The 26,387-nt window shown below is 72.3% G+C and carries 30 protein-coding genes and 1 pseudogene; 21 read left to right on the top strand and 10 right to left on the bottom strand.

Translation table 11 applies throughout. The features are described 5' to 3' along the window. Window positions 1-126: 126 nt before the first annotated feature. Window positions 127-483 (top strand): hypothetical protein, encoded by a 357-nt coding sequence (locus ACIQZN_RS34455; RefSeq protein ID WP_404002584.1) that lies wholly within the window; start codon window positions 127-129, stop codon window positions 481-483. Window positions 484-487: 4 nt separating this feature from the next. Here ACIQZN_RS34455 and ACIQZN_RS34460 read toward each other — a convergent pair whose 3' ends face one another. The 3 genes from ACIQZN_RS34460 to ACIQZN_RS34470 all read right to left on the bottom strand — a co-directional run bounded on the left by ACIQZN_RS34460 (window position 488) and on the right by ACIQZN_RS34470 (window position 3,652). After that, entirely contained in the window at window positions 488-1,144 is a 657-nt protein-coding gene (locus ACIQZN_RS34460; RefSeq protein WP_404002585.1) for a maleylpyruvate isomerase N-terminal domain-containing protein, read from the bottom strand. 26 nt (window positions 1,145-1,170) lie between these two features. Further along, window positions 1,171-2,703, bottom strand: coding sequence for an ArnT family glycosyltransferase (locus ACIQZN_RS34465; RefSeq protein WP_404002587.1), 1,533 nt, complete (start codon window positions 2,701-2,703; stop codon window positions 1,171-1,173). Window positions 2,704-2,821: 118 nt separating this feature from the next. Then, on the bottom strand, window positions 2,822-3,652 hold the full coding sequence (locus ACIQZN_RS34470; protein WP_404002588.1) for a helix-turn-helix domain-containing protein: 831 nt from the start codon (window positions 3,650-3,652) through the stop codon (window positions 2,822-2,824). A gap of 91 nt (window positions 3,653-3,743) precedes the next feature. Here ACIQZN_RS34470 and ACIQZN_RS34475 point away from each other — a divergent pair, with 91 nt between their 5' ends. The 5 genes from ACIQZN_RS34475 (at window position 3,744) to ACIQZN_RS34495 (ending at window position 8,648) form a co-directional block, all read left to right on the top strand. Beyond that, a complete protein-coding gene (locus tag ACIQZN_RS34475) occupies window positions 3,744-4,568 on the top strand; it encodes an alpha/beta fold hydrolase (protein ID WP_404002589.1) in 825 nt (274 codons plus the stop codon). Window positions 4,569-4,580: 12 nt separating this feature from the next. Further along, complete coding sequence (locus ACIQZN_RS34480) at window positions 4,581-5,819, top strand: FAD-dependent monooxygenase (protein WP_404002591.1); 1,239 nt, start codon at window positions 4,581-4,583, stop codon at window positions 5,817-5,819. Between the two features lie 97 nt (window positions 5,820-5,916). Next, window positions 5,917-7,164, top strand: a complete 1,248-nt coding sequence (locus tag ACIQZN_RS34485) for an NAD(P)/FAD-dependent oxidoreductase (protein ID WP_404002593.1) — start codon at window positions 5,917-5,919, stop codon at window positions 7,162-7,164. Then, a complete protein-coding gene (locus ACIQZN_RS34490; RefSeq protein ID WP_404002595.1) occupies window positions 7,161-8,111 on the top strand; it encodes an RNA polymerase sigma-70 factor in 951 nt (316 codons plus the stop codon). The genes ACIQZN_RS34485 and ACIQZN_RS34490 overlap by 4 nt, the downstream gene beginning before the upstream one ends. A gap of 183 nt (window positions 8,112-8,294) precedes the next feature. After that, window positions 8,295-8,648 carry a beta/gamma crystallin domain-containing protein gene (locus ACIQZN_RS34495; RefSeq protein ID WP_161211803.1) on the top strand — a complete coding sequence of 118 codons (354 nt, stop codon included), beginning with the start codon at window positions 8,295-8,297 and terminating at the stop codon, window positions 8,646-8,648. A 57-nt stretch (window positions 8,649-8,705) separates the two neighbouring features. Here the strand turns inward: ACIQZN_RS34495 and ACIQZN_RS34500 are convergent, their stop codons facing one another. After that, the gene (locus tag ACIQZN_RS34500) at window positions 8,706-9,179 is read right to left on the bottom strand and encodes a VOC family protein (RefSeq protein ID WP_404002597.1); all 474 of its coding nucleotides are present in this window, start codon (window positions 9,177-9,179) and stop codon (window positions 8,706-8,708) included. Between the two features lie 75 nt (window positions 9,180-9,254). Here ACIQZN_RS34500 and ACIQZN_RS34505 point away from each other — a divergent pair, with 75 nt between their 5' ends. From ACIQZN_RS34505 to ACIQZN_RS34530, 6 genes are all read left to right on the top strand, one after another. Beyond that, window positions 9,255-9,731 (top strand): nuclear transport factor 2 family protein, encoded by a 477-nt coding sequence (locus ACIQZN_RS34505; protein WP_404002599.1) that lies wholly within the window; start codon window positions 9,255-9,257, stop codon window positions 9,729-9,731. 93 nt (window positions 9,732-9,824) lie between these two features. Continuing rightward, a complete protein-coding gene (locus ACIQZN_RS34510; RefSeq protein ID WP_404002601.1) occupies window positions 9,825-10,475 on the top strand; it encodes an RNA polymerase sigma factor in 651 nt (216 codons plus the stop codon). Further along, on the top strand, window positions 10,472-11,533 hold the full coding sequence (locus ACIQZN_RS34515) for a CU044_5270 family protein (RefSeq protein WP_404002603.1): 1,062 nt from the start codon (window positions 10,472-10,474) through the stop codon (window positions 11,531-11,533). Before ACIQZN_RS34510 ends, ACIQZN_RS34515 begins: the two co-directional genes overlap by 4 nt. Before the next feature lie 22 nt (window positions 11,534-11,555). After that, the gene (locus tag ACIQZN_RS34520) at window positions 11,556-12,317 is read left to right on the top strand and encodes a histidine phosphatase family protein (protein WP_404002605.1); all 762 of its coding nucleotides are present in this window, start codon (window positions 11,556-11,558) and stop codon (window positions 12,315-12,317) included. Further along, entirely contained in the window at window positions 12,314-12,805 is a 492-nt protein-coding gene (locus ACIQZN_RS34525; protein ID WP_404002607.1) for a nucleotidyltransferase domain-containing protein, read from the top strand. Before ACIQZN_RS34520 ends, ACIQZN_RS34525 begins: the two co-directional genes overlap by 4 nt. Window positions 12,806-12,980: 175 nt before the next feature. Continuing rightward, on the top strand, window positions 12,981-13,448 hold the full coding sequence (locus ACIQZN_RS34530) for a DUF2871 domain-containing protein (RefSeq protein WP_404002609.1): 468 nt from the start codon (window positions 12,981-12,983) through the stop codon (window positions 13,446-13,448). Window positions 13,449-13,519: 71 nt separating this feature from the next. Here the strand turns inward: ACIQZN_RS34530 and ACIQZN_RS34535 are convergent, their stop codons facing one another. Beyond that, window positions 13,520-14,719: an alpha/beta hydrolase family protein gene (locus ACIQZN_RS34535; protein ID WP_404002610.1), complete on the bottom strand. Its 1,200-nt coding sequence runs from the start codon at window positions 14,717-14,719 to the stop codon at window positions 13,520-13,522. Window positions 14,720-14,907: 188 nt separating this feature from the next. Here ACIQZN_RS34535 and ACIQZN_RS34540 point away from each other — a divergent pair, with 188 nt between their 5' ends. After that, window positions 14,908-15,570 carry an ArsR/SmtB family transcription factor gene (locus tag ACIQZN_RS34540; RefSeq protein ID WP_404002612.1) on the top strand — a complete coding sequence of 221 codons (663 nt, stop codon included), beginning with the start codon at window positions 14,908-14,910 and terminating at the stop codon, window positions 15,568-15,570. Beyond that, window positions 15,567-16,886 carry an MFS transporter gene (locus ACIQZN_RS34545; RefSeq protein WP_404002614.1) on the top strand — a complete coding sequence of 440 codons (1,320 nt, stop codon included), beginning with the start codon at window positions 15,567-15,569 and terminating at the stop codon, window positions 16,884-16,886. The genes ACIQZN_RS34540 and ACIQZN_RS34545 overlap by 4 nt, the downstream gene beginning before the upstream one ends. Here ACIQZN_RS34545 and ACIQZN_RS34550 read toward each other — a convergent pair. Beyond that, entirely contained in the window at window positions 16,850-17,743 is an 894-nt protein-coding gene (locus ACIQZN_RS34550) for an NAD(P)/FAD-dependent oxidoreductase (RefSeq protein ID WP_404002616.1), read from the bottom strand. The two genes, ACIQZN_RS34545 and ACIQZN_RS34550, sit on opposite strands and share 37 nt — an antisense overlap. Window positions 17,744-17,893: 150 nt before the next feature. Between ACIQZN_RS34550 and ACIQZN_RS34555 the strand changes: the two genes are divergently transcribed. The 6 genes and pseudogenes from ACIQZN_RS34555 to ACIQZN_RS34580 all read left to right on the top strand — a co-directional run. Further along, entirely contained in the window at window positions 17,894-19,060 is a 1,167-nt protein-coding gene (locus ACIQZN_RS34555) for a serine hydrolase domain-containing protein (protein WP_404002618.1), read from the top strand. A 566-nt stretch (window positions 19,061-19,626) separates the two neighbouring features. Next, window positions 19,627-20,028, top strand: a complete 402-nt coding sequence (locus ACIQZN_RS34560) for a hypothetical protein (protein WP_404002620.1) — start codon at window positions 19,627-19,629, stop codon at window positions 20,026-20,028. A 123-nt stretch (window positions 20,029-20,151) separates the two neighbouring features. Beyond that, a complete protein-coding gene (locus tag ACIQZN_RS34565; protein WP_404002621.1) occupies window positions 20,152-20,427 on the top strand; it encodes a hypothetical protein in 276 nt (91 codons plus the stop codon). Between the two features lie 242 nt (window positions 20,428-20,669). Further along, on the top strand, window positions 20,670-21,584 hold the full coding sequence (locus tag ACIQZN_RS34570) for an ABC transporter ATP-binding protein (RefSeq protein WP_404002623.1): 915 nt from the start codon (window positions 20,670-20,672) through the stop codon (window positions 21,582-21,584). 119 nt (window positions 21,585-21,703) lie between these two features. Next, a complete protein-coding gene (locus tag ACIQZN_RS34575) occupies window positions 21,704-22,453 on the top strand; it encodes a hypothetical protein (RefSeq protein WP_404002625.1) in 750 nt (249 codons plus the stop codon). 6 nt (window positions 22,454-22,459) lie between these two features. Then, window positions 22,460-22,609 (top strand): annotated as a pseudogene (locus ACIQZN_RS34580) (SAM-dependent methyltransferase); the annotation flags it as partial. 4 nt (window positions 22,610-22,613) lie between these two features. Here the strand turns inward: ACIQZN_RS34580 and ACIQZN_RS34585 are convergent. After that, entirely contained in the window at window positions 22,614-23,213 is a 600-nt protein-coding gene (locus tag ACIQZN_RS34585) for a hypothetical protein (protein WP_404002627.1), read from the bottom strand. A 55-nt stretch (window positions 23,214-23,268) separates the two neighbouring features. Continuing rightward, on the bottom strand, window positions 23,269-24,198 hold the full coding sequence (locus ACIQZN_RS34590) for a zinc-binding alcohol dehydrogenase family protein (protein WP_404002629.1): 930 nt from the start codon (window positions 24,196-24,198) through the stop codon (window positions 23,269-23,271). A gap of 86 nt (window positions 24,199-24,284) precedes the next feature. Here ACIQZN_RS34590 and ACIQZN_RS34595 point away from each other — a divergent pair, with 86 nt between their 5' ends. Further along, window positions 24,285-24,758: a MarR family winged helix-turn-helix transcriptional regulator gene (locus ACIQZN_RS34595; RefSeq protein ID WP_404002630.1), complete on the top strand. Its 474-nt coding sequence runs from the start codon at window positions 24,285-24,287 to the stop codon at window positions 24,756-24,758. A gap of 61 nt (window positions 24,759-24,819) precedes the next feature. Here the strand turns inward: ACIQZN_RS34595 and ACIQZN_RS34600 are convergent, their stop codons facing one another. Further along, window positions 24,820-25,470, bottom strand: a complete 651-nt coding sequence (locus tag ACIQZN_RS34600) for a hypothetical protein (RefSeq protein ID WP_404002632.1) — start codon at window positions 25,468-25,470, stop codon at window positions 24,820-24,822. Continuing rightward, window positions 25,463-26,278 (bottom strand): alpha/beta fold hydrolase, encoded by an 816-nt coding sequence (locus ACIQZN_RS34605; RefSeq protein ID WP_404002634.1) that lies wholly within the window; start codon window positions 26,276-26,278, stop codon window positions 25,463-25,465. Before ACIQZN_RS34605 ends, ACIQZN_RS34600 begins: the two co-directional genes overlap by 8 nt. Between the last annotated feature and the right edge of the window lie 109 nt (window positions 26,279-26,387).

Genomic DNA, 26,387 nt, shown 5'->3' on the forward strand with positions numbered 1-26,387 from the left:
GGTGACCCCGCGCATCCGGGGGCCCCGCTCGGGGGATGGACCTGCGGGTCCGACAGCTCGCCGGGGCCCGGCGTCGGGGCGGCCGCGCATGCCCCGGATCGGCACGGGTGCATCGACATGGGTTTCATGAGGCTTCGTCAGGGGGCGGCCGCCGCGTTCGGCGCGCTCGCTCTCCTCGCCGCGCAGTCGGGGTCCGCGAGCGCCGCAGCGGGGGACTTCTCCTACACGTACGCCGGGCTCGACGGCATGCCGCGCACGGTCACCCTGCACGAGCCCCCGAGCCCCGGCTGCGTCACGCTCCCCGAGGTCGCCGACACCCGCGCCTCCGAGCCGGCCTTCGCCCCGCAGAACGGGACCGACGAGTGGGCCATGGTGTTCACCGGGACCGACTGCACCGGCGACTCCTGGACCCTGCGTCCGCACGGACTCCCCGCGTCCGACCAGCTCAAGCTGCGCTCGGTCTACCTGACGGGGCGTCACTGAAGCCTCAGCCGAGGATGAACGGGAGCCGCGCCGCCAGGCCGCCCAGGTCCGCCGTCTGCGCGGAGGTCGGGGCACTGCGCCCCGTGCCGATCCGCAGCGCGTCGGCGTCCGTGAGCGAGGCGGGGAACGCGGCGCCCGCGACGGCCTCCAGCGCTCGGCGGGCCACGGCCAGGGTCTCGGCGGGCGGTTCGGGGGCGGCGGGCAGGTGGGCCACGAGGTCGAGGTGGTGCAGGGTGCCTTCGAGGACGTACGCGGAGAGGTAGTCGGCGACCGTGAGGACCATGTCCTGCGTACGGACCCGGGCGGCCGGGTCCGCGAGACCGGCGGCGCGGACTGCGGCCGTGCCGACGTCGTCGATGTGGTGCTTGAGCCAGCGCGGTTCGCCGTACGCCGCCGCCAGCCGGGGGATCAGCGCGTCGAGCGGGTCGTCGCCGGTCGGGGGCTCGGGCAGGAGGCTCCAGTAGCCGGGCGCGTCGGTCGTGGCGGGCTCGTCGGCGGGGGTGACCAGGGTGATCAGGACGTCCTGCGCGTCGATGACCAGGTGGCACACCAGGTCCCGGACGAGCCACCCCGTACAGCCGGAAGGTTTCCCGAAGTCCTCATCGGGAAGACCGGCCACGGCGTCGAGCAGAGCTGACCAGGAACGCGAAAACGGATGCATGAGCCCCACGCTAGGGCGTGCACGTCTCATCCGTAGTGGCGCAATTGCGGCCACGTCTCGGCCCAGGAGCGGCGCGGCCCCGTACAGACGTAGACGTGACCGCCCTGTTCCACGTTGTGCATGCCGTACGGGTTGGTGAGGCCGGCGGCCACGGTGACGTGCCGGAAGTACCGGCGCAGCTGGGCCTCGTAGCCCGGGGCGTGCTCCGGGCCGGGGGCGACCGCGAGGACCGTGGTGGCGGCCGGGTCGCCGGGGCCCCACCACCAGTCGGTGTTGTGGGCGCTCACGGCGTGCGGCAGGCCGGTGCCGCGCCCGAGTTCGTTGATGGCGCCCGCTTCTCCGTAGTCGGCCGTGTAGATCACCGCGTGTGCGCGCTGCTCCTGCGGCAGCCCGTCCCACACCTGGCTCACGGTGCCGACGAGTTGGGGCCAGCCCAGGGTCTCCCCCGTGTTCGTGCTGACGCCGTACGTCCAGGCGACCGCGCCCGGCGGCAGGACGGGCAGGACGATGACGGCGAGCACGGTGGTCGAGGCCGCCGTCGCGATCATGAGGTCCCGCAGGCGGTCCCGGCGGGCGTACAGCCACCCGTCGAGCCCGACGGCACCGGCCGCCAGCAGGCATACGTACAGACCGCCCAGGTAGTAGATCTGGGCGCCCGTGGTCACGGCGAACAGCACGAACAGCACGGCGTACGCGGCGACCAGGCACTGCCACAGGGGCCGGCCGGAGCGCCACAGGAAGCGCAGGCCCGCGAACCAGAGGAGCACCGTGGCGAATCCGGCCGTCGCGAGCTGGCCGACGATCCAGGTGGGGATGTGCCCCGGGCCTCCGTTCTTCTCGTTGAGCGCCCGGGTCATGTCGAACATGGCCCAGTCGTGGTGCGCCTGCCACCACAGGTCCGGCAGCACGAGCAGCACGGCGAGCGCCGCCCCCGCCAGGAGCCACCGGTCGGCCACCGTGCGCCGGGCCGGGCCGAGCAGGACGGCGGCCACCAGGACGATGCCGAAGATGCCGGCGAGGTGGTTGAACTCGGCCCCGATCCCGACGAGCGCCCCGGCCGCGAGCCACCAGCGGGTGTCGCCGGTGCGGCCGATCCGTACGACCACGAGTGCGATCGCCGCCCAGGCCAGCACCTCGTACGCCGTGGTGTTGGCGACGTGCGCGCCGCCCAGGAGCACGGGCATGGCGGCGGTCGCGACCGCCGCGAGGAGCTGCGTCCGCCGGGCGCCGCCGAGCTCACGCGCCGTCAGCCCGCCCACGACCACCGTGCCGGCGGCGGCCAGCGCGGGCCACAGCCGCAGCCCGGCCTCCGACGCACCGAACAGCTCCAGCGAGACGCGCGCCAGCAACGGGGCCAGGACCGGCTGGTCCACGTAGCTCGCCTGGAGGTGCCGGGCGCAGTCGAGGAAGTACAGCTCGTCGATGTGGAAGCCGTAGCGCGTGGACAGCGCCATGAGGAGGACGAAGACCCCGCCGGCGACGAGGAGGACGCGGCGGTCGGGCGGGGCGAGGGGGTGGCTCGCGGTGGCCGGTGCGGGTGTTTCCGTGTCGTCCGCCATGTCGTACGTCCCCCTGGGTTCCGGCGGCCCGGGGCGTCGTCCGCGGCCCGGGCGGCCCGTACGCTGCCAGGCCGCCCACACCCTAATCCTCTTCCCTGTCAAGACCGTTGGGGCCCTCTCAGCGCCCCGGCCAGGCGAGGTCGTCCACGGCGAGGAACGGTTCGGCGGCCAGCGTCGCCGGGGTGGCCCCGGTGAACGCCATGACGTCGCGGTGCAGGTGGGACTGGTCGGCGTACCCCGCGTCGGCGGCCACCCGGGCCGGGCCCTCGCCCGCGACCAGGCGGTGGGCGGCGTGGTCGAAGCGGACCAGGGTCGCCGCGCGCTTGGGCGGCAGGCCGAGCTGGGAGCGGAAGCGGGACCACAGCCGCTTGCGGCTCCACCCGACGTCGGCGGCGAGCTCCTCGACCCGGGGCAGCCCGTGCCCGTCGGTGAGCCGCCGCCAGGCCCAGGCCAGCTCCGGGTCCACCGGTGCCCCGGCCGCGTAACGGCGGGTGATCAGGGCGTCCGCGAGCGCGAAGCGGGCCTGCCAGGACGGGGCTTCGCCGAGCTGTTCGCGGATCCGGGACGCCTCGCGGCCCCACAGGGCGTCCAGCGGGACGACGGCGCCGTCGAGCTCGGCGGGCGGCACGCCGAGGACCGCGCGGGCGATCACCGGGGACAGCCGCACCTGCACGCACTCCACGTTCTCCCCGCGCACCCGCACCGCTCCCCCGGACCCGAGCCCGGGTCCGGCGACGAGGCACCCGCGCTGCCGCTCACCCGTGGCGCGGTCGAGCACGGGCGTACCGGCGCCGAATTCGAGGAGCAGCGTGACCGCCGGGTGCGGGACCATGCGCAACGCGCCCAGGTCGTGCACGCCGAACCCGGCCATGGTGACTCCGGCCACCCGGCTCGGCCGCTGCGGACGGGCGACGTCCCACACAGCCGTACCGTGCATGAACGTGGGCACCCCTCCATGCTACGAGGGCGCCGCGACGGGTAAGCCGACCGCCGGAACATTCGTTCAATACGCGGGCGGGGCCGGTCGCGACAGTGGGGGCATGACTGCTTCCAGGACCACCGAGTCGTCGTTCCTCACGCTGGGCGACGGCGACACCCTCCATGTGTGCCAGGACGGGCCGCGCGCGGCCCCCGTGCTCCTGCTGATCCACGGCTCGGCGTCCTCGGCGCGCTCGTGGGACGCGCTGGTGCCCCTGCTGACGGCGCCCGGGACCCACCGCGTCGTACGGGTCGATCTGCTCGGGCACGGCCGGTCGGACAAGCCGGACGACGGCCGCTACGCGATTCCGGACCAGGCGCGGCGGGCCGGCGAGGTGCTGGACCGGCTCGGTGCCGGGCGGGCCGTGGTGGTGGGCCATTCCAGCGGCGGGGTGACCGCGACGGCCCTCGCCGAAGAGCGCCCCGGGCTGGTGTCCGCGCTGGTGCTCGTCAACACCGGGCCGAGCCTGGGCGCGTTCATCGCTACCGGCTCCGGCGCCGCCGCCCCCGCGCAGTGGCCGCCGAGCGACGAGCAGATCCGGCAGTTCGCGAGCACGGGCTTCAGCCGCCCCGGCTACCGGGTGCCGGACGCGCTGCTCGGCGAGGTGCGCGCCATGACGCCGCACTCCTTCGCGGCCACCATGCGGGCCACCCGCGCCTATCTGGAGGAGCGCGCGCTGCCGGAGCGCCTGGCGGTGCCCGGGAAGCCGCTGCTGGTGCTCTTCGGCGAGGACGACCGCCGCTGGCGCTCCTCGTCCGCCGCCGACTACCGCGCCGTGCCGGGCGCCCGGGTGGAGCTGCTGCCGGGGCTTGGGCACTCGCCGATCCTGGAGGACCCGCCCCGGGTCGCCGGGCCCCTGCTCGACTTCGCCGCGCTCCACGGCTGAGGGGAGGGCGTCGTGCGGATTCTCGTCTCCGGGGCCGGGATCGCCGGTCCGGTGCTGGCCCACTGGCTCACCCGGTACGGCTTCGAGGTCACCGTCGTGGAGCGCGCCCCGGCGCCGCGCAGGACCGGCGGCCACGCGGTCGACCTCTTCCGGCCCGCCGTGGACATCTCGGAGCGGATGGGGGTGCTGCCGCGCATCGAGGAGCGGGCCACCGGAACCGACCGGCTGAGCGTCTTCCGGGAGGGCGCCCGGCGGCCCGTCCGGGCGGACCTCACCAAGATCTTCAGCGGTGCCTCCGACCGGCATGTCGAGGTCATGCGGGACGACCTCACCACGATCTACCACGACGCCACCCGCGACGACGTCGAGTACCTCTTCGGCGACTCGGTCACCTCTGTGGCCTCCGAGGACGCGACCGGGTGCGAGGTGACGTTCGAGCACGCCGCGCCGCGCCGCTTCGATCTCGTCGTCGGCGCGGACGGGCTGCACTCCACCGTGCGCCGCCTCGTCTTCGGCGCGGACGCGGGCCGCAGCTCCTTCCTCGGGGCCTACTTCGCGGTGCTGAGCCTGCCGAACGTCTCCGGCCTGGACGGGGAGTTGCTGATGCACGTCGGGGTGGGGCGCACCGCCGGTGCGTACGGGGCGCGCCACCTGGACGACGCACGGGTCCTGTTCCTGTTCCGGAGCGCGCGCGAACCCGACTGGGACCACCGGGACGTACCCCGGCAGAAGGAGCTGGTGCGCGGGGCGTTCGCCGGGCTGCATCCCCAGGTGGACGGGTGGCTGGAGGAGCTGGACCGTACGCCGGCGTTCTACTTCGACTCGATCAGCCGGCTGGAGATGGACAGCTGGTCGCGGGGGCGGGTGACGCTCGTCGGGGACGCGGGCTACTGCCCCGGTCCTGCGGTCGGCGGCAGCACCACGCTGGCCGTGGTCGGCGCGTACGTGCTGGCCGGGGAGCTGGCCCGGGCCGGGGGCGACCACGAGCGGGCGTTCCCGGCGTACGAGCGGGTGATGGCGGAGCACGTACGCGGCAGCCAGGCGGTGGCGTCGAGCGCGGCGCGGACGCTGATCCCCACGTCCCGGGTGGGCGGCTGGGGCCTGGCGCAGGGGGCCCGGCTGGTCTCCGCCCTGCCGGCGGGGCCGGGCCGCGCGCTGCTCCGCCTCACGACGCGCAGCGCGCGGCTCTACGACGCGATGGCCGTCGAGGACTACGCGCCTGCCGGCGGGGGTCACCGGACGCGGTCGTAGCCGGGGCGATGACGCACGCCACAATCGCGCCATGTCACATCCGAGGGCCCCGCCCCCATCCCCTGGTTGTCAGCGACCGATGGAGGAAGGACCGATCATGAGCGCACAGCGGGAGACTCGTACGGACGGCACCCACCACGTGGTGGTTCTGGGGGCCGGGTACGCGGGCATGGCCGCCGCCGTGCAGCTGGCGGCCCGGACCGGGAAGCGGCGCGACGCGGTGCGGGTGACCGTCGTGAACGCGGGGGAACGCTTCACCGAGCGGATGCGGCTGCACATGACCGCCGCCGGCCGCCCCCTCGACGCGATGGGCATCCCGGAGATGCTGGAGGGCACGGGCGCGCGGTTCACGCGGGGCTGGGTGACGGCGGTGGACGCCGGGGCCAGGACCGTACGCATCGACGACGAGCACGACCTGCCCTACGACACGCTGGTGTACGCGCTGGGCGGGGTCGCCGACACCTCGCCGGTGCCGGGCGCGGACGACTACGCGTACACCCTGAGCAGCGCCCAGGACGCGCAGCTGCTCGACGACCGGCTGAAGGCCCTCGACGGCGAGGACGACGAGGGCGGTGCAGGCATCCACGGCACCGTGGTCGTCGTCGGCACCGGGCTCACCGGCATCGAGTCGGCGGCGGAGATCGCCGAGCGGTACCCCCGCCTCGACGTCGTCCTGCTCGGCGGCGAGCAGCCCGGCGCGACCATGAACGCCAAGGCGGCGGCGCATGTGCGGGCCGCACTCGACCGGCTGGGTGTACGCGTGCGCGGTGGCGTCCGCGTGGCGAAGGTGCTCGCCGGTTCGGTGGAGTTGGAGGGCGGCGAGAGCATCGCGGCCGATGCGGTCCTGTGGACGGGCGGCACCCGGGTGGCACCGCTCGCCGCAGCGGCCGGCCTGGACGTGGACGCGCGCGGACGCATCGTCACCGACCGGGCGCTGCGTTCCGTTTCGCACCCGGAGGTGTACGCGGTCGGCGACGCGGCCGCGATCCGCCAGGGCTACGGGGTCATGCACGGGACCTGCCAGGGCGGCATGCCGACCGGGGTGCACGCGGCGCTGTCGATCGACCGGGTGCTGCGGGGCAAGGAGCCCAGGCCGTTCCGGTTCGGCTACTACCACACGCCGGTGAGCCTGGGCCGGGGCGACGCGGTCGTGCAGTTCACCCGGCCCGACGACAGCCCGCGCCGGATCTGCCTGGTGGGGGCGGTGGCCGTCCGGTACAAGGAGACCGTGACAGCCTCGCCCTGGCCGACGTACGGCCGTATGAAGAAGATGCCCGCATCGGGCGCGTTCTGGCCTCGCGGAGGCCGCTTCACCCGCATCCGACGTATCCGGGGGGACAAGTGACCGACGCCGACGACCGTTCCGCCCAGCCCGGCCAGCAGGTCTTCCTGGAGTACCGGCGGCTGCTGTTCTCCGTGGCGTACCGCGTCCTCGGCACCGCCGCCGATGCCGAGGACTGCGTCCAGGACGCCTGGCTCAAGTGGTCCGCCGCCGACCGTTCGCAAGTGGCCGACCCCAAGGCGTATCTGACCCGGATCGTGACGAACCTGGCGCTGGAGCGGCTGCGGTCCGCCCGGTACAAGCGGGAGACGTACGTCGGGCCGTGGCTGCCGGAGCCCATCCTGACCGGCGGCACCCCCTCCGAGCCCGTCCCGGACGGCGAATCGGCCGCGCTGGGCGCCGAGTCGGTGTCGATGGCCATGCTGGTGGTCCTCGAAACGCTCAGTCCGCTGGAGCGCGCGGTGTTCGTGCTGAAGGAGGTGTTCGCCTTCAGCCACGCCGAGATCGCCGAGGCGGTGGAGCGTTCCGAGGCGGCGGTGCGGCAGGCCGCGCACCGCGCCCGTGAGCATGTGCGGGCCCGGCGCCCGCGCTTCGAGGCGGACCGGGCGCGGCAGCGCGAGGCGGCGGAACGTTTCCACGCCGCCGCGACGGGCGGTGACGTCAACGCGCTCCTCGAACTCCTCTCCCCCGACGTCACCCTGTGGACCGACGGCGGCGGCAAGGTCCGCCAGGCGCTGCGCCCGGTGACCGGCGCGGCGACGGTGGCCGGCTGGTTCTCGGCGATCGGCACGGTCGCCTACCAGGGCGTCGAGCCCGCCGACATGAGGGCCGAACTCGTCGAGATCAACGGCGGTCCGGGCATGGTGTTCAGCGGCCCGGACCGTGTCATCGCCACCATGACCTTCGACTTCGACGCGCGGGGGCGCATCACCGCAATCCACAACGTGGCCAACCCGGACAAGCTGCGGGCGGTCACCGAGGGTGTCGCGTACGACGTCGGGGCACGGTAGCCGTCGCCCTCGCCCGATCGGGTCGAAAACGGGCGGCGCCGCTCCGCCTGCCGCACCTGCCGGTGCCACGGCTACAAGATCGTCAACGAGTCGCCACCGGCTCGGCGGAGCGCGCCCGTTCGTCGCGGCGCCACGTCACCGACACGGCCGGGCCTCAGCCCGGACCCGTACGAAGGAGATCCCGTGATCGCACAGGGCAAGCGGATCCTCGGCTCCCTGGCCATGGCATTCGCCGCCGCGGCCTCGCTGACCGTCGCCGTCCCCGTAGGGTCCGCCTACGCCATCGACCACGTGGAGTGCGTCGGCGGCGCGGACTTCCTGAAGATCTACTCCCACCTCGACGGCCGTCAGAGCGTCGACTGCTACGCCAACGCGGGCCGGACCGACTTCGGCGGCTGGTGGGCGGACCGGATCGTCACCGGCAACAACGACCTCATCTACTACGACGTCAACGGGGACTCGGTCCGGATCAACCGCTGGACGGACATCACGTTCCCGAACAACCCGCCCCGGATCAAGAGCATCCAGATCCTCTGAGCGCCCGGGAGCGCACCACCGGTCACCGCCGCGCACGAGCGGCGGTGACCGTGGCCGTCAGACCACGTCGAACTCATTGCCCTCCGGGTCCAGCATGGCGGTGGCGTAGAAGTCCATCTCCGGCAGCTCCCTGACCTGCGCCACCGTGGCCCCGGCCCCGACCAGCCGCGCCACCGCGGCATCGACCCGCCGCTTGCGGACCTCCAGCGGAACGGCACGCCCCCCGCCCACCTTGAGGTCGAAGTGCCACCGATTCTTGACCGCCTTCGCCTCCGGAACCTTCTGGAACCACACCCGCGGCCCGTGCCCGGCCGGATCCACGATCGACTCCGGTACGTCCCCGGCCCCGGGCGGCAGTTCCTCCTCGGGCACCCCCATGTCCTCCCAGTAGGCGCGCCAGCTGACATGCCCCTCCGGCGGCGGCTCGGGGACGTAATCCAGGGCCTCGGCCCAGAAGGCCACCATCCGCTGCGGATCGGCACAGTCGATCGTCAGCTGCACGGACATCTCGGCCGCCCTCTCTGTCTCCATCGCCGGAGCATCCCAGACGGGTCCGACAACGAGGCGCCTTGACCTCAAGTCCGCTTGAGGAATGAGGCTTGTGTCATGGATACCCAAGAAGCGCAGCGGCAGCTGCGGTACCTGACCGATCGTGCCGAGATCACCGATCTCCTGGACCGCTACCTCCATTCCCTGGACCACGGAGTCATCGACGACGAGTGGGCTCGCGCGTTCCACACCGAGGACGTCACCGCCGAGATGCCCGTGGGCACCGTCCAGGGGCGCGACGCCGTACGGGACCGCGTGCGGCGGGGTATGGCGCTGTTCGACCGGACCGTGCATTTCGGTACGAACAACGTCATCGAGGTCGACGGTGACCGGGCCACGGTTCGTGGCGCCCAGCTGAGCACCCATGTCCTCGCGGGCGGCCCGGACGATGTCTTCGTCTCCGCCGGGCACACGGAGACCGAGCTGGTCAGGACGGCCGACGGCTGGCGGGTCTCCGCCACCGCGCTGCGGATCGTATGGACACAGGGGACTCCGCCGCGCCTGCCGGCGGACTTCGCACCGGTCGCCGGCTGACGCCCGCCCGGTGTGGCGGGGGTCACGGGAACCCGCCGCACCGGCCGGAGAGGTAGGGGTGTGAGATGTGATGATCAGGAAGACCGGGAGCGTATGCGCACACGCATCAGGGCGGGCGACCGCCAGGCGTTCGCCGCGCTCTACGAGGAGTACGCGCGGCCGGTCTACAACCATGCCTACCGGCTGACGGGCGACTGGTCGGCGGCCGAGGAGGTCATGTCCGAGACCTTCCTCGCCGCCTGGCGCACCCGGCAGGCCGTCGAGCCGGAGGGCGAATCGCTGCTGCCGTGGCTGCTCGGCATCGCCACCAACAAGGCGCGCAACGCCAACCGGGGCACCGGCCGGCGCCTCGCCTTCCTGGCCCGCCGCCCCGCCCCGGAGCCCGTCGAGGACATCGCGGACGCCACGGCCGGGCAGGTGGACGACGCCCGGCGGCTCGCCGCGGTCCGGGAGGCGCTGGACGGGCTGCGCCGCCAGGACCGCGAGGTGCTGGCCCTCTGCGTCTGGTCCGGCCTCGATTACGCGGAGGCCGCCGAGGCGCTCGGCGTCCCGGTGGGCACGGTGCGGTCGCGGCTGTCCCGCGCCCGCGAACGGCTGCGGCGGCTCACGGACGAACGACTGGCCCGGGAACGGAAACAGGAACGGGAACGGAACGGCGACGCCACGGAACCCAGCCCCCGTCGCGGAGAGGTACAGGGCAGGGCCGCGTTCGTGGCCCTGCCCATCCAGGAGGAAGCCCGATGAACGACCGCACCTCCGGCCCCACCCGGGCCGAACGCGAGGAACTGGCCCGGCTGGTGCCGGTCCCGGCCGAACGGAATCTGCCCCCGGGGCGCCATCTCCACCACAAGGAAACCCTGATGCAGCTGATCGACCAGGACGGCGACCGCGCCACCGCCCGCCCCCGGCCCCGCCTCCTGCGCCCCGCCGTCCTGCTGCCCGCCGCCGGGCTGGCCCTGGGCGGGGTCCTGTTCACCACCCTCGCGGTGACCGGCCGGGACGAGACCCCCCGCACCGCCGCCACGGCCCCGGCCCCGCGCGGCGCGACCGTGCTGCTGGACCGGATCGCCACGGTCGCGTCGAAGAGCGACGCGATCGAGGTCACCGACGCGCAGTACGTGTACGTCAGGACGTTGCAGGCCGAGAACACGGGCACGTTCGGCGGTCCGGTGAAGCTGGGCAGGCCCGGTGAGCGCGAGGTCTGGATGGCGCAGAAGTCCGGACCGGTGATCGATGAGGGCCTGATCCACCAGGACGGCACGTACTACCCGATCGAGGTCGGCGTCCCCGACGGCGAGAAGCCCGTCGGCTACCCGGCCGGCCTCAACCGGCCCACGTACACCTGGCTCGCCTCCCTGCCCACCGACCCCGACGCCCTGCTCCGCCGGCTCGCCGGCGAGATCACCGCGGACCAGGACGCGCGGAACACCCCGGCCGACGAGCGGGACCCGGAACAGGACGCCTTCGAGGCCATCGGCGAACTGCTGCGGGAGACCCTGATGCCGCCGAGGACCGCGGCCGCGCTGTACAAGGCCGCGGCGAGGATCCCCGGCGTGAGCGTGGACACCGACGCGGTGGACGCGGCCGGCCGGCACGGCATCGGCGTGGCCCGTGACAACGAGCGCGCCGGCTGGCGCACCGCCTGGATCTTCGACGCGAAGACCCTGGCGTACCTGGGCGAGCGGACCTACCTCATCCGGGACACCTCCATGGGCCGGAAGGGCACCGTCACGGGCACGTCGGCGGTCCTGGAACGCGCGGTGGTCGACGCCCTCCGCGAGAAGCCGTCGACCACGGCGTGACCCGGGGACCTACCCTGACGGCATGACAGACGCGGTACGGGGAAGCGGCGAGGCGGCGCCCTGGCGTCCCGAAGGGGAACCGGGCGGGGCGCCCCTCGCCCTACCGAACGCGCTGGGCGCGCTGTGGGCGGTCCGGCACGGACAGAGCACCGCCAACGTCGCCTTCGCCGAGGCGGGCGCGGTGCGCGTGGAAGGCCGCGACCGCGACGTACCGCTGTCCGCCCTCGGACAGGCACAGGGGCGGGCGCTCGGGCGGTGGCTCGTGGAGTACGCCGGTGAGCTGGACCTCGTCGTCTGCTCGCCGTACGTACGGGCCCGGCAGACCTGGCAGGCGATGGCCGGGTACGCGGCCGGTGAGGGCGTCGCTCCGCTTCCGCTTCTCGTGGACGAGCGGTTGCGCGACCGGGAGATGGGCGTCTTCGAGCTGCACCCGCCGGCCGCCCTGGCCGCGCGCGACCCGGAGGAGGCCGCGCGCAGGGACCGCCTGGGCGAGTGGTTCTACCGCCCGCCCGGCGGGGAATCCCTCGCCGATGTCGCCCTGCGGGTGCGCGGCTTCCTCGCCGATCTGGAGCGGGGCGCGCCCGGGCGGCGCGTCCTGCTCGTCGCGCACGACGCGGCGGTCGTCGCCCTCCGCTTCGCCCTGGCGGGCCTCGGCGCGGCGACCCCCGAGGCCGTACCGCCGGTACCCAACGCCTCGCTCTCCCACTGGCAGGGCGACGGCCACCGCCTGGACCTGCGGCTCTGGGGCGGGACCGCACACCTGGAAGGCGACGGTGCCGCATGACGGGCGACGACGTGCTGGAGATCCTGGGCCTGCTGCGGGAGGCCGGTTCGGAGGTCTGGGTCGGCGGGGGCTGGGGCATCGACGCGCTGGTGGGGCGGCAGACGCGGGAGCACCAGGATCTGGACCTGATGCACCGCCTGGAGCAGGAGCCGGCGGTCCTCGCCGCTCTTGCCGCGGCCGGGTTCGCCGAAACGCTCGACTGGCGACCCGTGCGGTTCGTCGTTGCGGATACGACGGGGCGTCAGATCGATCTGCATCCGCTCGTGTTCGGCATCGACGGGGGCGCACTCCAGGAGTCGCTGGAGCCCGGGAAGCCGTTCGTCTATCCGACGGACTGCTTCGTCATGGGCAGCGTCGAGGGCCGTACCGTGCCCTGCCTGTCCGCCGCGCAGCAGGTCTCCTTCCACCAGGGTTACGAGCCCAGGGACCGGGATCTCCACGACATGGCGCAGCTCCGCGAGGCGTTCGGGATCAGCACGCACTTCTGATCCTGGAGTCGGGTGGGACCGGTAGCCCAACCGTGCACGAGAAGCGCTTGACGGCGGCTTGAGGTTCGCTCGCGAAGTTCCCCGGCGAGCTGCGTGAAACGCCGTCGCGCGCGGGACAGGGTGCTTGAATGGCCGCGATCAATACGGTATTCGACCCAGGGGGGCGAACTCCGCGATGCGGAAGTCATTTCACGCAGCACATGTCTACATGATCATCGGAGTGATCTCAGGGCTCTTCTACCGGGAGTTCACGAAGATCAAGGACTTCCACGGCGACACCCAGCTGGCGCTCATGCACACGCACCTGCTGGCGCTCGGCATGCTCGTCTTCCTGATCGTCCTCGCCCTGGACAAGGTCTTCGGACTGTCCGGCTCGAAGCTGTTCACCGCGTTCTTCTGGTTCTACAACATCGGCATCGCCATCTCGACGGCGATGATGGGCGTCCACGGCATCCTGACGGTGCTCGGCCGCGACGAGGACCACATCGCGGAGGCCGTGCCGCTGACCGCCGGGCTCGGCCACATCCTGCTGACCGTCGGGCTGATCCTGCTCTTCATCCTGCTCGGCAAGCGCGTCAACGAGCACGTCAAGCCGGCTGCCACGCCGAACGAGCCGACCGCGGAGACGGCGGGCGCCGTCTGAGCTCGCACCCCGGGGCCTCGATTATTACGCCGTAATAATCGAGGCCCCCGCTTCGTGCAACCGCGCGCCCGCTACCGCGCAGGCGCCTGGAACGTCACCTCGGGATTGCCCGGCGTCGGGCCGTCGAGCAGACCCTGCGGTACGCCCTTGAGGTGGAGGTCGAAGAAGGCGGCGACGTAGTCGCGGGTGATGTCGCCGGACCGGTCGGCCGGCAGCGGTGCCGAGGGGTCGGTGATGCCCAACTCCGCCCCGATCATGGGCAGGTCGGTGAACGTGAAGTGGCCGGAGCCGGCCACCGTGAGCCACCTCTTCCAGCCGTCGAGGCGCGCCCAGTCGCGGTCCCACGTGGTGTCGAAGGTGCCGCCGGACGTGTGGTCGACCTCGGTGCCGAGCATCATGAACGGCCGGCCCCGGAGCCCTGCGGCGGGGACCGGCTCGTAGAAGGTCCCGTCCATGTTCACGCCCGCGCGCACGCGCCGGTCGGCGGCCATCGTGGACGCGGCGGAGTTGCCGCCGATGGAGTGCCCGGCCATGCCGATGCGCCGCCGGTCGATCATCGAGGCGTACCGCCAGGCGGGGTGACCGCCCGTCAGCCGGTCCAGCAGGAACGGGACGTCCTTCGCCCGGTTACGTGCGACCTCCGCCAGCCCCGCGTCACCGACCCGCTCCACGTAGTCGCAGGCGGCGCAGGGCAGTACGCGCCCGCCCGGGAAGACGGTGGCGAGGGACTCGTGGGCGTGGTCCACCGCCGCGACGACGTACCCCCGGGACGCCAGGTCCGTCGCGAGGGACGTCAGCGTGAAGCGGCTCTGCCCGAACCCGGGCGACAGGACGACGAGCGGAAACCGCCCGCGCGCGGGCGCCGCACCGGTGCGCGCGTACGTCTCGGTGGCCCCGATCACCCCGGGGGCGACCACGCCGCCCAACCCCCTTGACTCCAGCAGCAGTTCCGCCTCCTTCGTGCTCATGTACGGGGCGCGCACCCCGCTCCCGGCCCGCGCCGGATAGAACACGGACACCAGCAGTTCGCGTGCGCCCGACTCGGGCACGTACGGGTCGGTGCGCCCGGTGTCCCGCAGGTGCACGGTGTCCTCGCCGACGGCGTACGGGCCGGACGGGGCGGGGAGCCGCAGCTGCGGGGCGGGGACGCCGGACACGGTTGCGCCGGAGGCGGGTCGCGGGGCGGCGGCGACGGCCGGGGTGGCGGCCGTGGCGCCCAGGGCGGCGAGGACGAGGAGCGAGGCGGCCAGGGCGCGGTGACGAGTTCTCATGATCGGAACGCTAGGCGGGGCACCGACGCCCCAACGTCCGCCCACGGGCTGCGATTTGGTACCTCCGAGGTCGCACGCGCGAGGCGCGTGTCGTACCACGGGCTGATCCCTTCACGAAGAGTTCTTCGCAAACAATTCTTCGCGAAGAACTCTTTGCGAAGAACTCTTTGCGGTCTATCGTGTGCCGCATGGCTGATGTGGTGAAGGGGCCGGACGACCCGGCCCTCGACAAGGACTCCGTCGTTCTGGACGCCAAGGGACTGCGCGCCCTGGCCCACCCGGTCCGCGTACAACTGATCGGGCTGCTGCGGAAATACGGCCCCTCGACGGCCACCCGGCTCGCGGAGCGGCTGGGGGTGAACTCCGGGACGGCCAGCTACCACCTGCGGCAGCTCGGCGCGGCCGGCTTCGTGGAGGAGGACGCCGAGCGCGGCAACGCGCGGGAGCGCTGGTGGCGCTCGGTGCACCGCACGATCTGGTTCAACGACCCGGAGCTGGCCGAACGGGAACCGGAGGCGGTCCTGGCCTATCTCCAGTCCGTCGCCGCCATCCACACCCTTCGCGTGCAGCAGACGCTGAACGAGCTCCTGACGATGCCCCCGGCATGGCGGAACTCCTTCGACATGAGCGACTGGGCGCTACGCCTCACGCCCGAGGAAGCCGGCTCCCTGGAGCAGGAGTTGAAGGAGGTCGTCTCGCGCTACCGGCGGGACGAACCGGCGGCCGCGGCAGGCGCCCCCGAAGGCGCCGAGCGGGTCACCGTGATCACGTACGTCCTGCCCGAACTGGACGCACCTGGCGCGTCGCCGTACCCCGCGCCCCCGGAAGCGGACGACGGGCCCGCGTCATGACCGAGGACGCGCCGGAGAGCGGCGGCATAGCGGCCACGCGGTCCTTACGGCCGCTCGCCGGGGTGCTGACGGCCATGGCGATGTCGCTGACCGGCACGCGGATCTCCGTCGTGGCGCTGCCCTGGTTCGTCCTCGTCACGACCGGCAGCGCCGGCCGCACCGGGCTCGTCGCCTTCTGCGAGATGGCCCCCTACGTGGTGGTCAAGGCGTTCACCGGCCCCCTGGTGGACCGGACCGGTCCGCGGGCCGTCTCCTGGACCACCGACCTGGCCAGCGCGACCGCCGCCGCCGCGATCCCCGTTCTGCACGTCCTGGACGTGCTCTCCTTCCCGCTGCTGCTGGGGATGGTCGCGCTGATCGGGGCGGCCCGGGGCCCCGGCGACCTGGCCAAGGAAGTGATGGTCCCGGAAGCGGCCGAGCGCGGCCGGGTGCCGCTGGAGCGCGCCACGGGGCTGTCCGGCGTGATCGAGCGGCTCGCCTCCACGGTCGGCATGGCGCTCGGCGGCTCTCTGGTGGCGCTGCTGGGCCCACTGACCGCGCTCGCCGTCAACGCGGGCTGCTTCGCCCTGGGTTCGGTGGTCATCAGGATCGCGCTGCCGCGGGGCGCGGGGCGCACCGCCGACGATGCCCCCGACGCGCCCCAGGAATCGAAGCCGGGGTACTGGCGGCGCTTCGGCGAGGGCTTCGCCTTCCTGCGCGGTGAGCCGCTCCTGCTCACGGCCATCGTCATGATCGGCGTCACCAACCTGCTGGACGCGGCGTTCACCTCGGTCCTCGCTCCGGTCTGGGCCAGGGACTCCGGCAACGGGCCGACCGCGATCGGCCTGATGGGCGGCGTGATGGGGGCCGGAGGGGTCGCCGGGAGCCTGATCGCCGCCGTCGTCGCGCACAGGCTGCCGCGGCGCATGGTGGTGCTCGCCGGGTTCCTGCTGGCGGGGGCGCCGAGGTTCCTGGTGCTCGCCTCCGGCGCCCCGCTGTGGGGTGTGCTGGCCGTCTTCGCCGTCAGCGGGTTCGGGGCCGGCTTCGTCAACCCGGTGATGGGTGCCGTCCTCGTGGAGCGGGTGCCGCGCCGGATGCTGGGCCGGGTCAACGCGCTCGGTGACTCGCTGGCCTGGGCAGGCATCCCCCTCGGCGGACTGCTGGTCGGGGCCGCGGTGACCGCCACCGGACTCGTGCCGATGCTGCTCACGTGTGGGGCCGTGTACTTCCTGACGACGAACCTGACCGGACTGCGGCCCGAGTGGCGCGAGATGGACCGTGCGCGGGCGGCCCCCGACGACTACCCGGCCGCGCCGAGCAGGTCCCGCCCGGCGTAGTACGCGTGCAGCGCGGCCTCGCTGCCGGAGCCGAAGGCGGTCATGATGCGCTGGTAGCGCGCCGAGCGGAGGTCGCCCGCGACGAGGACACGAGGGTGCTGGTCGGCGGGGGCGCAGTAGCCGTCGGGACCTCGGACCAGGTCGCCCGGCGGGGCGGCCGGCGCGCTGCCGAGGCTGAGGAAGACGGCGTCCGCGGCGAGTGTCCGCCGTAGGTCCTCCGGGGCCGTCACCTCCGCCGCCCCCGAGAGCGTCAGGTGTTCCACGGGGACGAGCGTGACGCGGGGGTCGTCGCGGATCTCGTCCGTCTTGTACGCGTCCGCCGCCGGGTACGCCACGAGCAGGCGGGTGCCGGTGTCCTGGTGGGCGCGCAGGAAGGTCCCGGTCGGACGGTCGCCGCCGAGTACGAGGAGAGTCCGGCCCTCTTCCGCCCCGGCCTGCCACAGCGGCGGCAGGGTGAGCCCGTCCGGTGCGGTGATCCAGGGGACGTCGCGCGGCTGGAGCGGCCCGACGCCGGTGGCGACGACGGCGTACGGGGCGGTGAAGCGGGCTCCGGTGTCGAGTGTGACGGCCACGTGGTCGTCACCGGCGCGCAACTCATTCACGTAACACCCGAGTTCGAGCCGACACAGCCCCGTGCCCATGACCTCCGCCGTGATGGCGTCGGCGAGCGCGGGGCCGCTGGTGTGGCCGCCGAGCACGTTGTCGAGGGCGGGGATGCGGTAGAGATTCCGGCACAGCCGGCCCGGCTCGACCAGCACCGTACGCAGCCCCACCCCGGCAGCCATCCGGACGGCGGCACAGCCGGCGGGGCCGCCGCCGATGACGAGCAGGTCGGTGTCGTACAGCGTGTCGGCCATGGGGCCATTCCAGCAAAACTTCCGGCATGGGGCTGCCCCCACCCCCGATACGGATGATCGCCTCATCGCGGCCGCCCGTGCCCGTCGGACATCGTGAGGTCACACGGAAGACGACCTCGCGGTGACGTTGCCGCGCGACGGAGGAGACCCATGATCAAGCACAAGCGGACGCTGTCCGGCGCGCTCGCCCTGGCCGTGGCTTTCGGTGTGGCGGCGGGCGGGGCAGCGGTCGCGGCGGAGCGGCCCGCCGCACCGCTCCCCGGCATCCTGCACCGGCTGACCACCGTCGACGGCGCCCCCGGGGCGCTGGTCGAAGCGCGCGGCCGGCGCGGCGCCACCGTACTGACCAGCGGTGTCGCGGACATCGACAGCGGGGCGCCGGTACGCGGGGACAGCCGCTTCCGGATCGGCAGCATGACCAAGCCCTTCGTGGCCACGGTGGTGCTCCAGCTCGTCGGCGAACACCGCGTCGCCCTCGACGCACCCGTGGAGCGCTACCTTCCGGACGTCGTCCGCGACCACCCCGGCGACTGGCGGGGCGTCACCGTACGGCGGCTGCTCCAGCACACCAGCGGCCTGCCCGACTATCTCGACTTCCTCAGCCCGCAGGACATCCTGACGGACCCGCTCGCCCACCACGACACCCGCGAGCTGGTGGACCTGGCGCTCGACCAGCCCCGTACGTTCCGGCCCGGGCGCGGCTGGGACTACTCCAACACGAACTACCTGCTGGCCGGAATGCTCATAGAGAGGGTGACGGGCCGTCCGTACGGAGAGGAGATCCGCCGCCGCATCATCCAGCCGCTCGGCCTGACGGCGACCTCCGTGCCCGGTGACGACCCGGCGATCCCCGGCCCGCATCCGCGCGGTTACGTACGGCCGGGCGCGGACGCGCCGCTCATGGACGCCACCGCGATCAACCCGTCGGTCGCCGGCGCCTCCGGCGAGATGATCTCCAGCGCCTCCGACCTCAACCGGTTCCTGGCGGCCCTCCTGGCCGGCCGGCTGCTGGAACCGGCGCAGCTCGGGGAGATGATGAAGGCCCTTCCGGTGGGTGACGGCCGGGCGTACGGCCTGGGCCTGGAGCGCCGGTGGCTGCCGTGCGGCGGCTCCTACTGGGGCCACGGCGGCGACATCTTCGGCTTCCAGACCGCCGGGGGCGCCACCGTGGACGGCCGTCAGACCTCGGTCATGGTGAACCTCGACCCGGGCGGCACGGACGCCCAGGACGACGACATCGAGGCCGCGGTGGAGTCGGGGCTGTGCGGGGCGCGGCGCCAGGTTGTACATCGGACACACGTCTTGCGCGCTGAATGACCGTGGGTGCTCAGCGCCCGCCGGGTGACCATGGCCACGGGCGAGGGAAGGACCGGGGCTTGGGCCATCTGCTGCTGTGACGGTCGGTGAGGACGCGCCCCGGGCCGGTCGCGGCGGAGTATCACGCGGTCCGCGTGGGCTGGAAAGCGGCGAGCCGAGGGGGAACCCGTTTTTTATTTCGTCGTTTTTTGTTGCCGATCGAGCAGTGTGACGGTGAAGGCAACCGCCGCCCTCATGGCAAAGTCTGGTTCAAGCCAAGGGTAGGAGCTTCCCAAGTACCACATCTGCAGGTCGGCGGGGAGCGGGGTCGAATATGCGCCGCGACCGACTGTTTTCACCATGGTCAAGTGACCGGTCGGAAGGTAGCGTGCACATGTGCTCGGCGCCGAGGATCTTGGCACCAGCACGTCCGTTCTTCTTTGACCGGAGGAATGGCAAGTTCCACATAATCGAGGGATAGAAGTCCGGGGAACCTTTCGGTTTCCACGCCTGTTCGGGTTTCCCTGCAGGCTTCCTTCCCCTTGCGACGACGTAAGGGAAAACGAATGAAGCGTAATACTCTGCGGATGGCCGCTGTCTCGGCCGCCGCCGCCATAGCGCTCGGCGGGGCCGCCGGCCTGGCGCAGGCGCAGGCCCCCGCGGCCACGCCGCAGGCCGTTTCAGCCACCCAGCAGGCCGAAGCCCAGCAGGCCGCGCGCGCTCTGCTGGCGAGCCCGTTCGCGGTCAGTCTCTCGGCCGCCGAGCGGACCGAGATGAACCAGATCGCCAACGGTGAAGTCGTCGCGGCGAGCAAGTGGAGCGCCATCAGGGCTGCCTTCAGCAAGGTCGGCGGCTTCGCCAAGGCCATCGCCGGGAAGTACAGCGACTTCAAGAAGTGGTACGACGGCCTCTCCTGGTGGGTGCGGGCGCCTCTCGCCGCGATCTCCCCGGGGCTGACGCTCCTGGAGATCTACAACGCTCTCCACTGACGAGGGGTCACGGGCAGCATCGTGACCCCTGCCTGAATGGCGACAGGCCGGACGTACCTGGTTCCGCCGGGCGCGCCCGGCCTGTCGGCAGCACACCGCACACAGAAAGACGGAGCGTCCCGCATGACCGTAACCACGTCCCCCCGAACAGCTACCGAGGGCACCTGGGCTCTGCCTCTGCTGACGCTCGTACCGCTTGCCGCGATCACCCTGCTCACCGAGCCCTCCACCCCGTGGCTCGTCGTTTCCTGGATCCTTTGCGCCGCGGCAGCACTGTTTATCGCGGTCGGCTGGGTTTCCGTATTCCGGCGCGGAATGCGGGGAGCCGGCGCATGGAGTATGTGCATTCTGGTGCACGCCGTCTGGGCCTGGCAGCTGATCGCTGTTGTTCGCCATTGACACCGGCGAGGGAATGCGCACCGCTTCGAGCGAAGGCGCCGAATGGTAATCGGGGGAAGAAGTCCGCGTGGGGACCCTTCGGTTTCCACGCCTGTTCAGGTCACCTTTGCAGGCTTCCTCCCCCTTGCGATAACGCAAGAAGACCCTACATGACCTGAAGCGATATGAAAACGGACACTGTTCAGCCAAAGCAGCGGCAGCCCGGCCGGCCCGACAGCCGCAGGGCCCATGAAGGAAGCACCGTGGAGAAGGGCGAAGTCCTCGCCGAGGCGCAGGGCCTGGGCAGGGTCTTCGGCTCCGTGCGCGTCCTGGACGCAGTCTCGCTGACCCTGCGCAGCGGCGAAGTGGCAGGCTTGGTCGGAGCGAACGGTGCGGGAAAGACCACAGCGATACACCTCATGCTGGGTCTGCTGAAGGGCGAAGGACGAACTCGCTACCTCGGCAGGCCCCTGTACGGGTGGGGTGCGCCCGGCACCGTCGTAGGCGCTGTTCTGGGGGGCGTGGCGGGCCATTCCGGTCACCGACTGCGCGCGCATCTGCGCATGGTGGCCGCAGGATCCGCGGTGTCCGACCGACGCGTGGACGACCTGCTGGAGACAGTGGGACTGACCGAGGCGGCCGGCAGGAAGTTGTCCGAGCTGTCGCTGGGGATGGCGCAGCGCGCCGGCATCGCCCAGGCGCTCCTGGGCGACCCGCCCGTGCTGGTCCTCGATGAACCGGCGAACGGGCTTGATCCCCATTCGATCCGCTGGTTGCGGAACTTCCTGCGCGCTCAGGCGGCACAGGGCCGCGCCGTACTGGTATCGAGCCATCTCCTCGGTGAGATGGAGCAGCTGGCCGATCACGTCGTCGTTCTCTCACGCGGCCGCACCGTGGCATCGGAGCCCATGGCAGAGATCCTCGAACGAGCGGCAGGCCGCCGGACCGTCACACTGGAGGCACCGGACCTGACCGAGCTCGCCCGCCTGGTCGCAGTGCGGGGCGGCCGCCTGACGCCGAGCGGCGAGCACACCGCGACCGTAACCGGCCTGGACCGCATACAGATCGGCACGCTCGCGCTGGAAGCGCAGGTCCCCCTGTACTGGTTGCACGAGGTGAAGCCGTCGCTGGAGGACTTCTATCTCAACGTAGCCGAAGAGGAGTTCAGGATCTCGTGACGTCTGCCGCGGTAGCAGTACCGGTACCGGTTGGCCCCGCGGAGGCGTTCCGCCGGGCATGCCGATACGAGTGGCGCCACCTCACCGCTCTCCGCTCGACATGGGTCCTGCTGAGCGTGGTGACGGTCCTCAGTGTGCTGACCGGCATCACGATCCTCCTCGACCTCGACAAGCAGCAGTCAGCCGCCCCGGCCCCCGCCGCAGTGGCCGACGTGATCGCATGGACTCCGCTGTCCCTCCAGGTCCCCGCCCTCTGCTTCTTCATGCTGGTCCTGGGCACCGGCCCCGTAGCGACCGACCTTGTGTCAGGTGCCGCCCGGACGGCATGGCTCACCGTGAACGGGCGCGGCTCCGCCTACGCCGCCAAGAGCGCGGTCGGCGTCGCGTTCGGGACCGGCACCGCCGTCGCCAGCGCACCACTGGGGGCGCTGTCCTGCGCCGTCACACTGGCCGCGGCCGGCGCGTCCCAGCCCGCATGGGACGAGATCGTGGCACCCGCCGCCCGCTTCGTGGTCTGGATGGGGTGCTGGGCACTGATCTGCCCGGCCGCCGTCGCCCTGCTGCGCAGTCGTACAGTCTCCGTCCTCTTCCTGGTCCTGTGGCCTCTGCTGGGAGAACGCATCGCAGGTGCGCTCCTCGGATACGTCCCCGGGCTGGATGGCATAGGCAACTGGCTTCCGTTCGCGGCCGGGCGGGCGATGCTCACCGACGTGTCGGCCTACGCCGGAGAAGACCGCTCCTTCGTGCAGGCACTCATCGGTTCCCACCTGCCCGCCCCGACCGCAGCCGCGGTCTTCGTCCTGTCCACGGCGGCTTTCGCCGGGACCGGAATGTGGGCGTACTGCCGTAGAGACCCGAAGAAGACCTGACCGTGCGTGCTGCGCACGTACTCCGGGCACCGGGCGCTCCCCGAGGCCGCCCGGCTCGGGCTGCTGGACTCCGTCGCGGAGCTGATCGACGGGCGGTACGGGGGCTGGGTGACGAAGCGCTACCTGATCGAGTTGGGGGTCTCCCGCAGGCGCTGACCGCTTACCCGTTCACGCCCGCGATCCCCCAGCCCCGGCGGGCGGCCTCGGCCAGGACTTCGCCCCAGTCGGTCAGGAGGCGCACGAAGGCGTCGAAGCCTCTGTACTGGGACGCTTCGGAGCGCTCCTCGTAGGGCGCGCGGAGCTCGTCGAGCCGGGGCCGTACGCGCTCCCAGGTCGCGAGCAGTTCCCGTACGCCTTCCGGGGACTGCGCTACCAGCAGACCGTCGCCCCCGAAGAAGAAGGCGTGGCCCTCGCCCGGCTCCTCGTCGTCGTAGTCCGGCCCGTCCCAGATCAGCCCGCCGAGCAGCGCGTCCAGCTCCGCCCGCACGGTCGGGTCCACGTGGTCGCGCGCCTTCTCCCACGCCTGCCCCGCCCAGAAGTGCGGCTTGTACGAGCCGAGGGTGCCGGGGAACTCGTACACGCCGAAGAGCGCGCTGTGCGGCCCGCGCGGCCACTCCCACCCGTACGTCACCGACGCGGCGTCCCACAACCCGGTCGCCTCGTCGTACCAGGCGCTCCGCAGCCGTCCCAGCCGTTCCGGGGGCGGGACCTCGGCCAGCCAGGACCAGTCGGCGATCAGTGTGGTGAGGTCGACGCCCATGGGGCGAGCCTATCGACCCGGGTGTACGGAGATGCCGCCCCGGTGTCGCCGAGGCTTACGGGACGAAGACGAGGCGTTCGTCGCTCCGGTGGTCGTTCCATGCCTGTGCGATCCCGGCCGGCTCCACGGCCCGCGCCCGGACGTCGATGGCGCCCTCGGTCACCGCAGCGGCCAGCTCCGGGAGTTCGGCGAGGAAGTCGCGGGCGGCGAGCGATCCGATGCCGCTGCCCACGATCTCCAGCCGGGCCTTGCGCAGCGCCGCGGAGGGGATCGGTGCGGTCGGGCCCGCCATGGAGCCGATCTGCACCCAGGTGAGCGGGGCGGAGCGGTCGGCGCGCGCGGTGAGGAGGGGGAGCATGGCGCCTGCCGCGGGCTCGCCCCAGACGTAGTCGAGGACGATGTCGACGTCGGCCGCGGCGGCGATCTCTTCGAAGGTCAGCGCGCGGTCCGCGCCGAGGGCGGGCAGCTCGGCCAGGCGGGCGGTGTCCCGGCCGGCCGCGAAGACCTCCGCCGCGCCGAACCGCTTGGCGATCTGGACGGCCATGCGTCCGGCGCTGCCGGTGGCACCGAGGACGAGGACGCGCTGCCCCTCCCGGAAGGCGATGCGGCGGCGCAGCGCGACCCAGGAGGACATGCCCGGGTTCATCGCGGCGGCGATCCGGACCGGGTCCGCGTTGTCGGGAAGGGCAACGCTGCGGCGTACGTCGATCACGGTGCGCTCGGCGAAGGTGCCCAGGTCCGTGTCGTCCAGGATCGCGTAGCGCAGGCGGCCCGAGGGCTCGCGCACGACGGCGTCGACGCCGGGCACGATCGGGAAGACGCCGGTGGCCGAGTAGTGCGTGCCCTCGGCCTTGGACCGGGTGAGGTGGTGCAGGCCCGCCGCGAGGACGTCCACGACCCTCTCGTGCTCGCCCCGGGCCACGGGTTCGGGGTGCTCACGGTAGACGGGCGGGGTGCCGAGCGCCGTGATGACTGCTGCGTGCATGAGGACTCCCTGACTGTTTTGGTTTGTATTACCAATCATTACCAGAGTTGTTTGTAATACCAACAATGTCAAGTAGGGTGGGAGGCATGGCCCCCGACGACTCCACCGATGTCCTGCTGGACGGCCTGGTCCGCAGCGCCTTCCAGATCATGGGCGTCCTCACACGGATCGGCGCCGAGCACGACCTGTCCCTCACCCAGCTCCGCGTGCTCGGCATCCTGCGCGACCGAGAACCTCGCATGAGCGATCTGGCGGCCTTCCTCGGCCTGGACAAGTCGACCCTGTCCGGCCTGATCGCCCGCGCCGAGCGCCGGGGCCTGCTGAAACGGGGCCACAGCGCCGAGGACAAGCGGGCCGTGGTCGTCCTGATCACCGACGAGGGGCGCGAGCTCATCGAACGGCTCTACGCACAGGGGCGGGAGGAGCTGGCACCGGCCACCGACCGGCTCGACCCGGGCGCGCGGCGCGAGTTGGCACAGCTCCTGGAGCCCCTGCTCTCCCCGCCCCTGCCCCTCACCCCCCGGCGACCGGCCGGCCGGTCAGGCGTCCTGGACGGTTAGCTGGGCCGCCTGGCGGGGGTGGCGACGGGGGGCGGGCACCCCCGGCCAAGTCGTCCTCAGCTCAGTGCTCCGCCAATCGCTGAGGCCGGAGGATCACTTCGCTGCCGATCGGTGTGAATTCGCAGGCCAGAAAGGCCCGGAGCGAGCGGGCGTTGCCCGGGGACACAGCGGCGAAGAGCGGTTCGCCCGCCGGAACGAGCGTGAGAGCGTCCGCCAGGAGGCCACGTCCGTGGCCGTGGCTGCCGTGGTGAGGGGCATGCAGTTCGATGCTCAGTTCATGCCGCCCGGCGAGGCCGTCCGCCAACGTGATCAGCCCCCGCTCGTCGCCGTAGACCTTGATGTCGGTCCTCAGCTCGCGGGCGTGCCGGACGCGTGGGTGATCGTGTGCTTCGTCCCCCAGCTCGGCGAGTCGGGGCGTTCCGCCGACGCCGCGGGCCGTCAGGGTGGCGTCGGTGACGCCGATGGTCCCCTCGGTGCCTGCGAGGTGGCGGAGGAAGTCGGGAGCCAGGGAGGCACCGAAGCCGTCGGGTCTCAGGGCGAGCAGTTCCGCGGTGTCCAGTGCGGTGGCGATCACCGCGTGCCCCGTGAAGGCGACCGAGGCTTCCAGGCCGCCGGACAGCGGCGGCAACACCGTCACGCCGCCGTCGCAGGGCGGAAAATGACCGTGCGCGGCGTCGGTGAAGTAGGCGAGGAGCGGGTGCGGCTCAGTCAACGCTGGCCACTCGGGTGGTGAGGAAGTCCAGCAGAGCGGCGTTGAAGGAGTCTGGCTGCTCGGCGCCGGGCAGGTGCCCGGCCTTTTCGATGACGGCCAGGGTCGCGTGGGGGACGAGGCCGCGGATCACCTCGGCGTCCGCGACCGGGGTGTAGACGTCGTCCGCGCCGACCACGACCAGCACCGGCTTCCGGACCTCCGCCAACGTGTCCCGGTAGTCGGGGCGTTCGGCCCGCCCCCGTAGGGCTGCCGCCGCGCCGTGGGGGTCCGTGGCACGCATCATGCCCAGGACGCGGCCGGCGACCTCCGGCATCGCCGCGACGTTGTACGCGGCGAGCATCTTGTCGATCACCTCGTTCGCGTAACCGTCCATACCCTCGGCGAGAAGCCGGTCGGCCAAGCGGTTACGGAACTCCTTGCCGTCCTCGGTCTCGGCGGGGGCGGAGGTGTCGGACAGGACCAGGGCGCGCACCCGCTGCGGGTGAAGGCGCTGGAACTCCATGGAGATCTGGCCGCCCATCGAAACACCGCCGACCACGGCCCGTTCGATACCGAGGTGGTCGAGGAGCGCGGCGAGATCATCGGCGAAGTCGGAGAGGAAGACCTTTCCCCGGGTGACGCCACTGTCGCCGTAACCCCGCAGATCAGGGGTGACGACCCGATACCCCGCCTCGGCCAGCGCCTCGCTCTGGGGCGCCCACAGTGTGCGGTTGAACGGATGCCCGTGAACCAACAGGACCGGCGTCCCGGCGGAGGGCCCGAGGTCGTCGTAGTGAATCGTGGCGCCGCGCAGCGCTATGGCGTTCATGCTGGGCACCTTAGCCTCGCGCTTTCACGAACGAGCCTGTCCGAAGCGTGATCAAAAAGGTGAGGAGTGCCTCTGACCTGGGACGATAGGACTTGTCTAGGGTCCGGGT

Origin of the sequence: Streptomyces sp. NPDC097595 (genome assembly GCF_044761525.1) — a bacterium.
Taxonomy (GTDB): domain Bacteria; phylum Actinomycetota; class Actinomycetes; order Streptomycetales; family Streptomycetaceae; genus Streptomyces; species Streptomyces drozdowiczii_A.

Excerpts from the sequence above, each read along its gene's own strand:
- ACIQZN_RS34455 (WP_404002584.1), top strand. The coding sequence starts at position 127 with ATGAGGCTTCGTCAGGGGGCGGCCGCCGCGTTCGGCGCGCTCGCTCTC.
- ACIQZN_RS34460 (WP_404002585.1), bottom strand. The coding sequence starts at position 1,144 with ATGCATCCGTTTTCGCGTTCCTGGTCAGCTCTGCTCGACGCCGTGGCC.
- ACIQZN_RS34465 (WP_404002587.1), bottom strand. The coding sequence starts at position 2,703 with ATGGCGGACGACACGGAAACACCCGCACCGGCCACCGCGAGCCACCCC.
- ACIQZN_RS34475 (WP_404002589.1), top strand. The coding sequence starts at position 3,744 with ATGACTGCTTCCAGGACCACCGAGTCGTCGTTCCTCACGCTGGGCGAC.
- ACIQZN_RS34485 (WP_404002593.1), top strand. The coding sequence starts at position 5,917 with ATGAGCGCACAGCGGGAGACTCGTACGGACGGCACCCACCACGTGGTG.
- ACIQZN_RS34500 (WP_404002597.1), bottom strand. The coding sequence starts at position 9,179 with ATGGAGACAGAGAGGGCGGCCGAGATGTCCGTGCAGCTGACGATCGAC.
- ACIQZN_RS34505 (WP_404002599.1), top strand. The coding sequence starts at position 9,255 with ATGGATACCCAAGAAGCGCAGCGGCAGCTGCGGTACCTGACCGATCGT.
- ACIQZN_RS34510 (WP_404002601.1), top strand. The coding sequence starts at position 9,825 with ATGCGCACACGCATCAGGGCGGGCGACCGCCAGGCGTTCGCCGCGCTC.
- ACIQZN_RS34515 (WP_404002603.1), top strand. The coding sequence starts at position 10,472 with ATGAACGACCGCACCTCCGGCCCCACCCGGGCCGAACGCGAGGAACTG.
- ACIQZN_RS34520 (WP_404002605.1), top strand. The coding sequence starts at position 11,556 with ATGACAGACGCGGTACGGGGAAGCGGCGAGGCGGCGCCCTGGCGTCCC.
- ACIQZN_RS34525 (WP_404002607.1), top strand. The coding sequence starts at position 12,314 with ATGACGGGCGACGACGTGCTGGAGATCCTGGGCCTGCTGCGGGAGGCC.
- ACIQZN_RS34530 (WP_404002609.1), top strand. The coding sequence starts at position 12,981 with ATGCGGAAGTCATTTCACGCAGCACATGTCTACATGATCATCGGAGTG.
- ACIQZN_RS34535 (WP_404002610.1), bottom strand. The coding sequence starts at position 14,719 with ATGAGAACTCGTCACCGCGCCCTGGCCGCCTCGCTCCTCGTCCTCGCC.
- ACIQZN_RS34540 (WP_404002612.1), top strand. The coding sequence starts at position 14,908 with ATGGCTGATGTGGTGAAGGGGCCGGACGACCCGGCCCTCGACAAGGAC.
- ACIQZN_RS34545 (WP_404002614.1), top strand. The coding sequence starts at position 15,567 with ATGACCGAGGACGCGCCGGAGAGCGGCGGCATAGCGGCCACGCGGTCC.
- ACIQZN_RS34550 (WP_404002616.1), bottom strand. The coding sequence starts at position 17,743 with ATGGCCGACACGCTGTACGACACCGACCTGCTCGTCATCGGCGGCGGC.
- ACIQZN_RS34555 (WP_404002618.1), top strand. The coding sequence starts at position 17,894 with ATGATCAAGCACAAGCGGACGCTGTCCGGCGCGCTCGCCCTGGCCGTG.
- ACIQZN_RS34560 (WP_404002620.1), top strand. The coding sequence starts at position 19,627 with ATGGCCGCTGTCTCGGCCGCCGCCGCCATAGCGCTCGGCGGGGCCGCC.
- ACIQZN_RS34565 (WP_404002621.1), top strand. The coding sequence starts at position 20,152 with ATGACCGTAACCACGTCCCCCCGAACAGCTACCGAGGGCACCTGGGCT.
- ACIQZN_RS34585 (WP_404002627.1), bottom strand. The coding sequence starts at position 23,213 with ATGGGCGTCGACCTCACCACACTGATCGCCGACTGGTCCTGGCTGGCC.
- ACIQZN_RS34590 (WP_404002629.1), bottom strand. The coding sequence starts at position 24,198 with ATGCACGCAGCAGTCATCACGGCGCTCGGCACCCCGCCCGTCTACCGT.
- ACIQZN_RS34595 (WP_404002630.1), top strand. The coding sequence starts at position 24,285 with ATGGCCCCCGACGACTCCACCGATGTCCTGCTGGACGGCCTGGTCCGC.
- ACIQZN_RS34605 (WP_404002634.1), bottom strand. The coding sequence starts at position 26,278 with ATGAACGCCATAGCGCTGCGCGGCGCCACGATTCACTACGACGACCTC.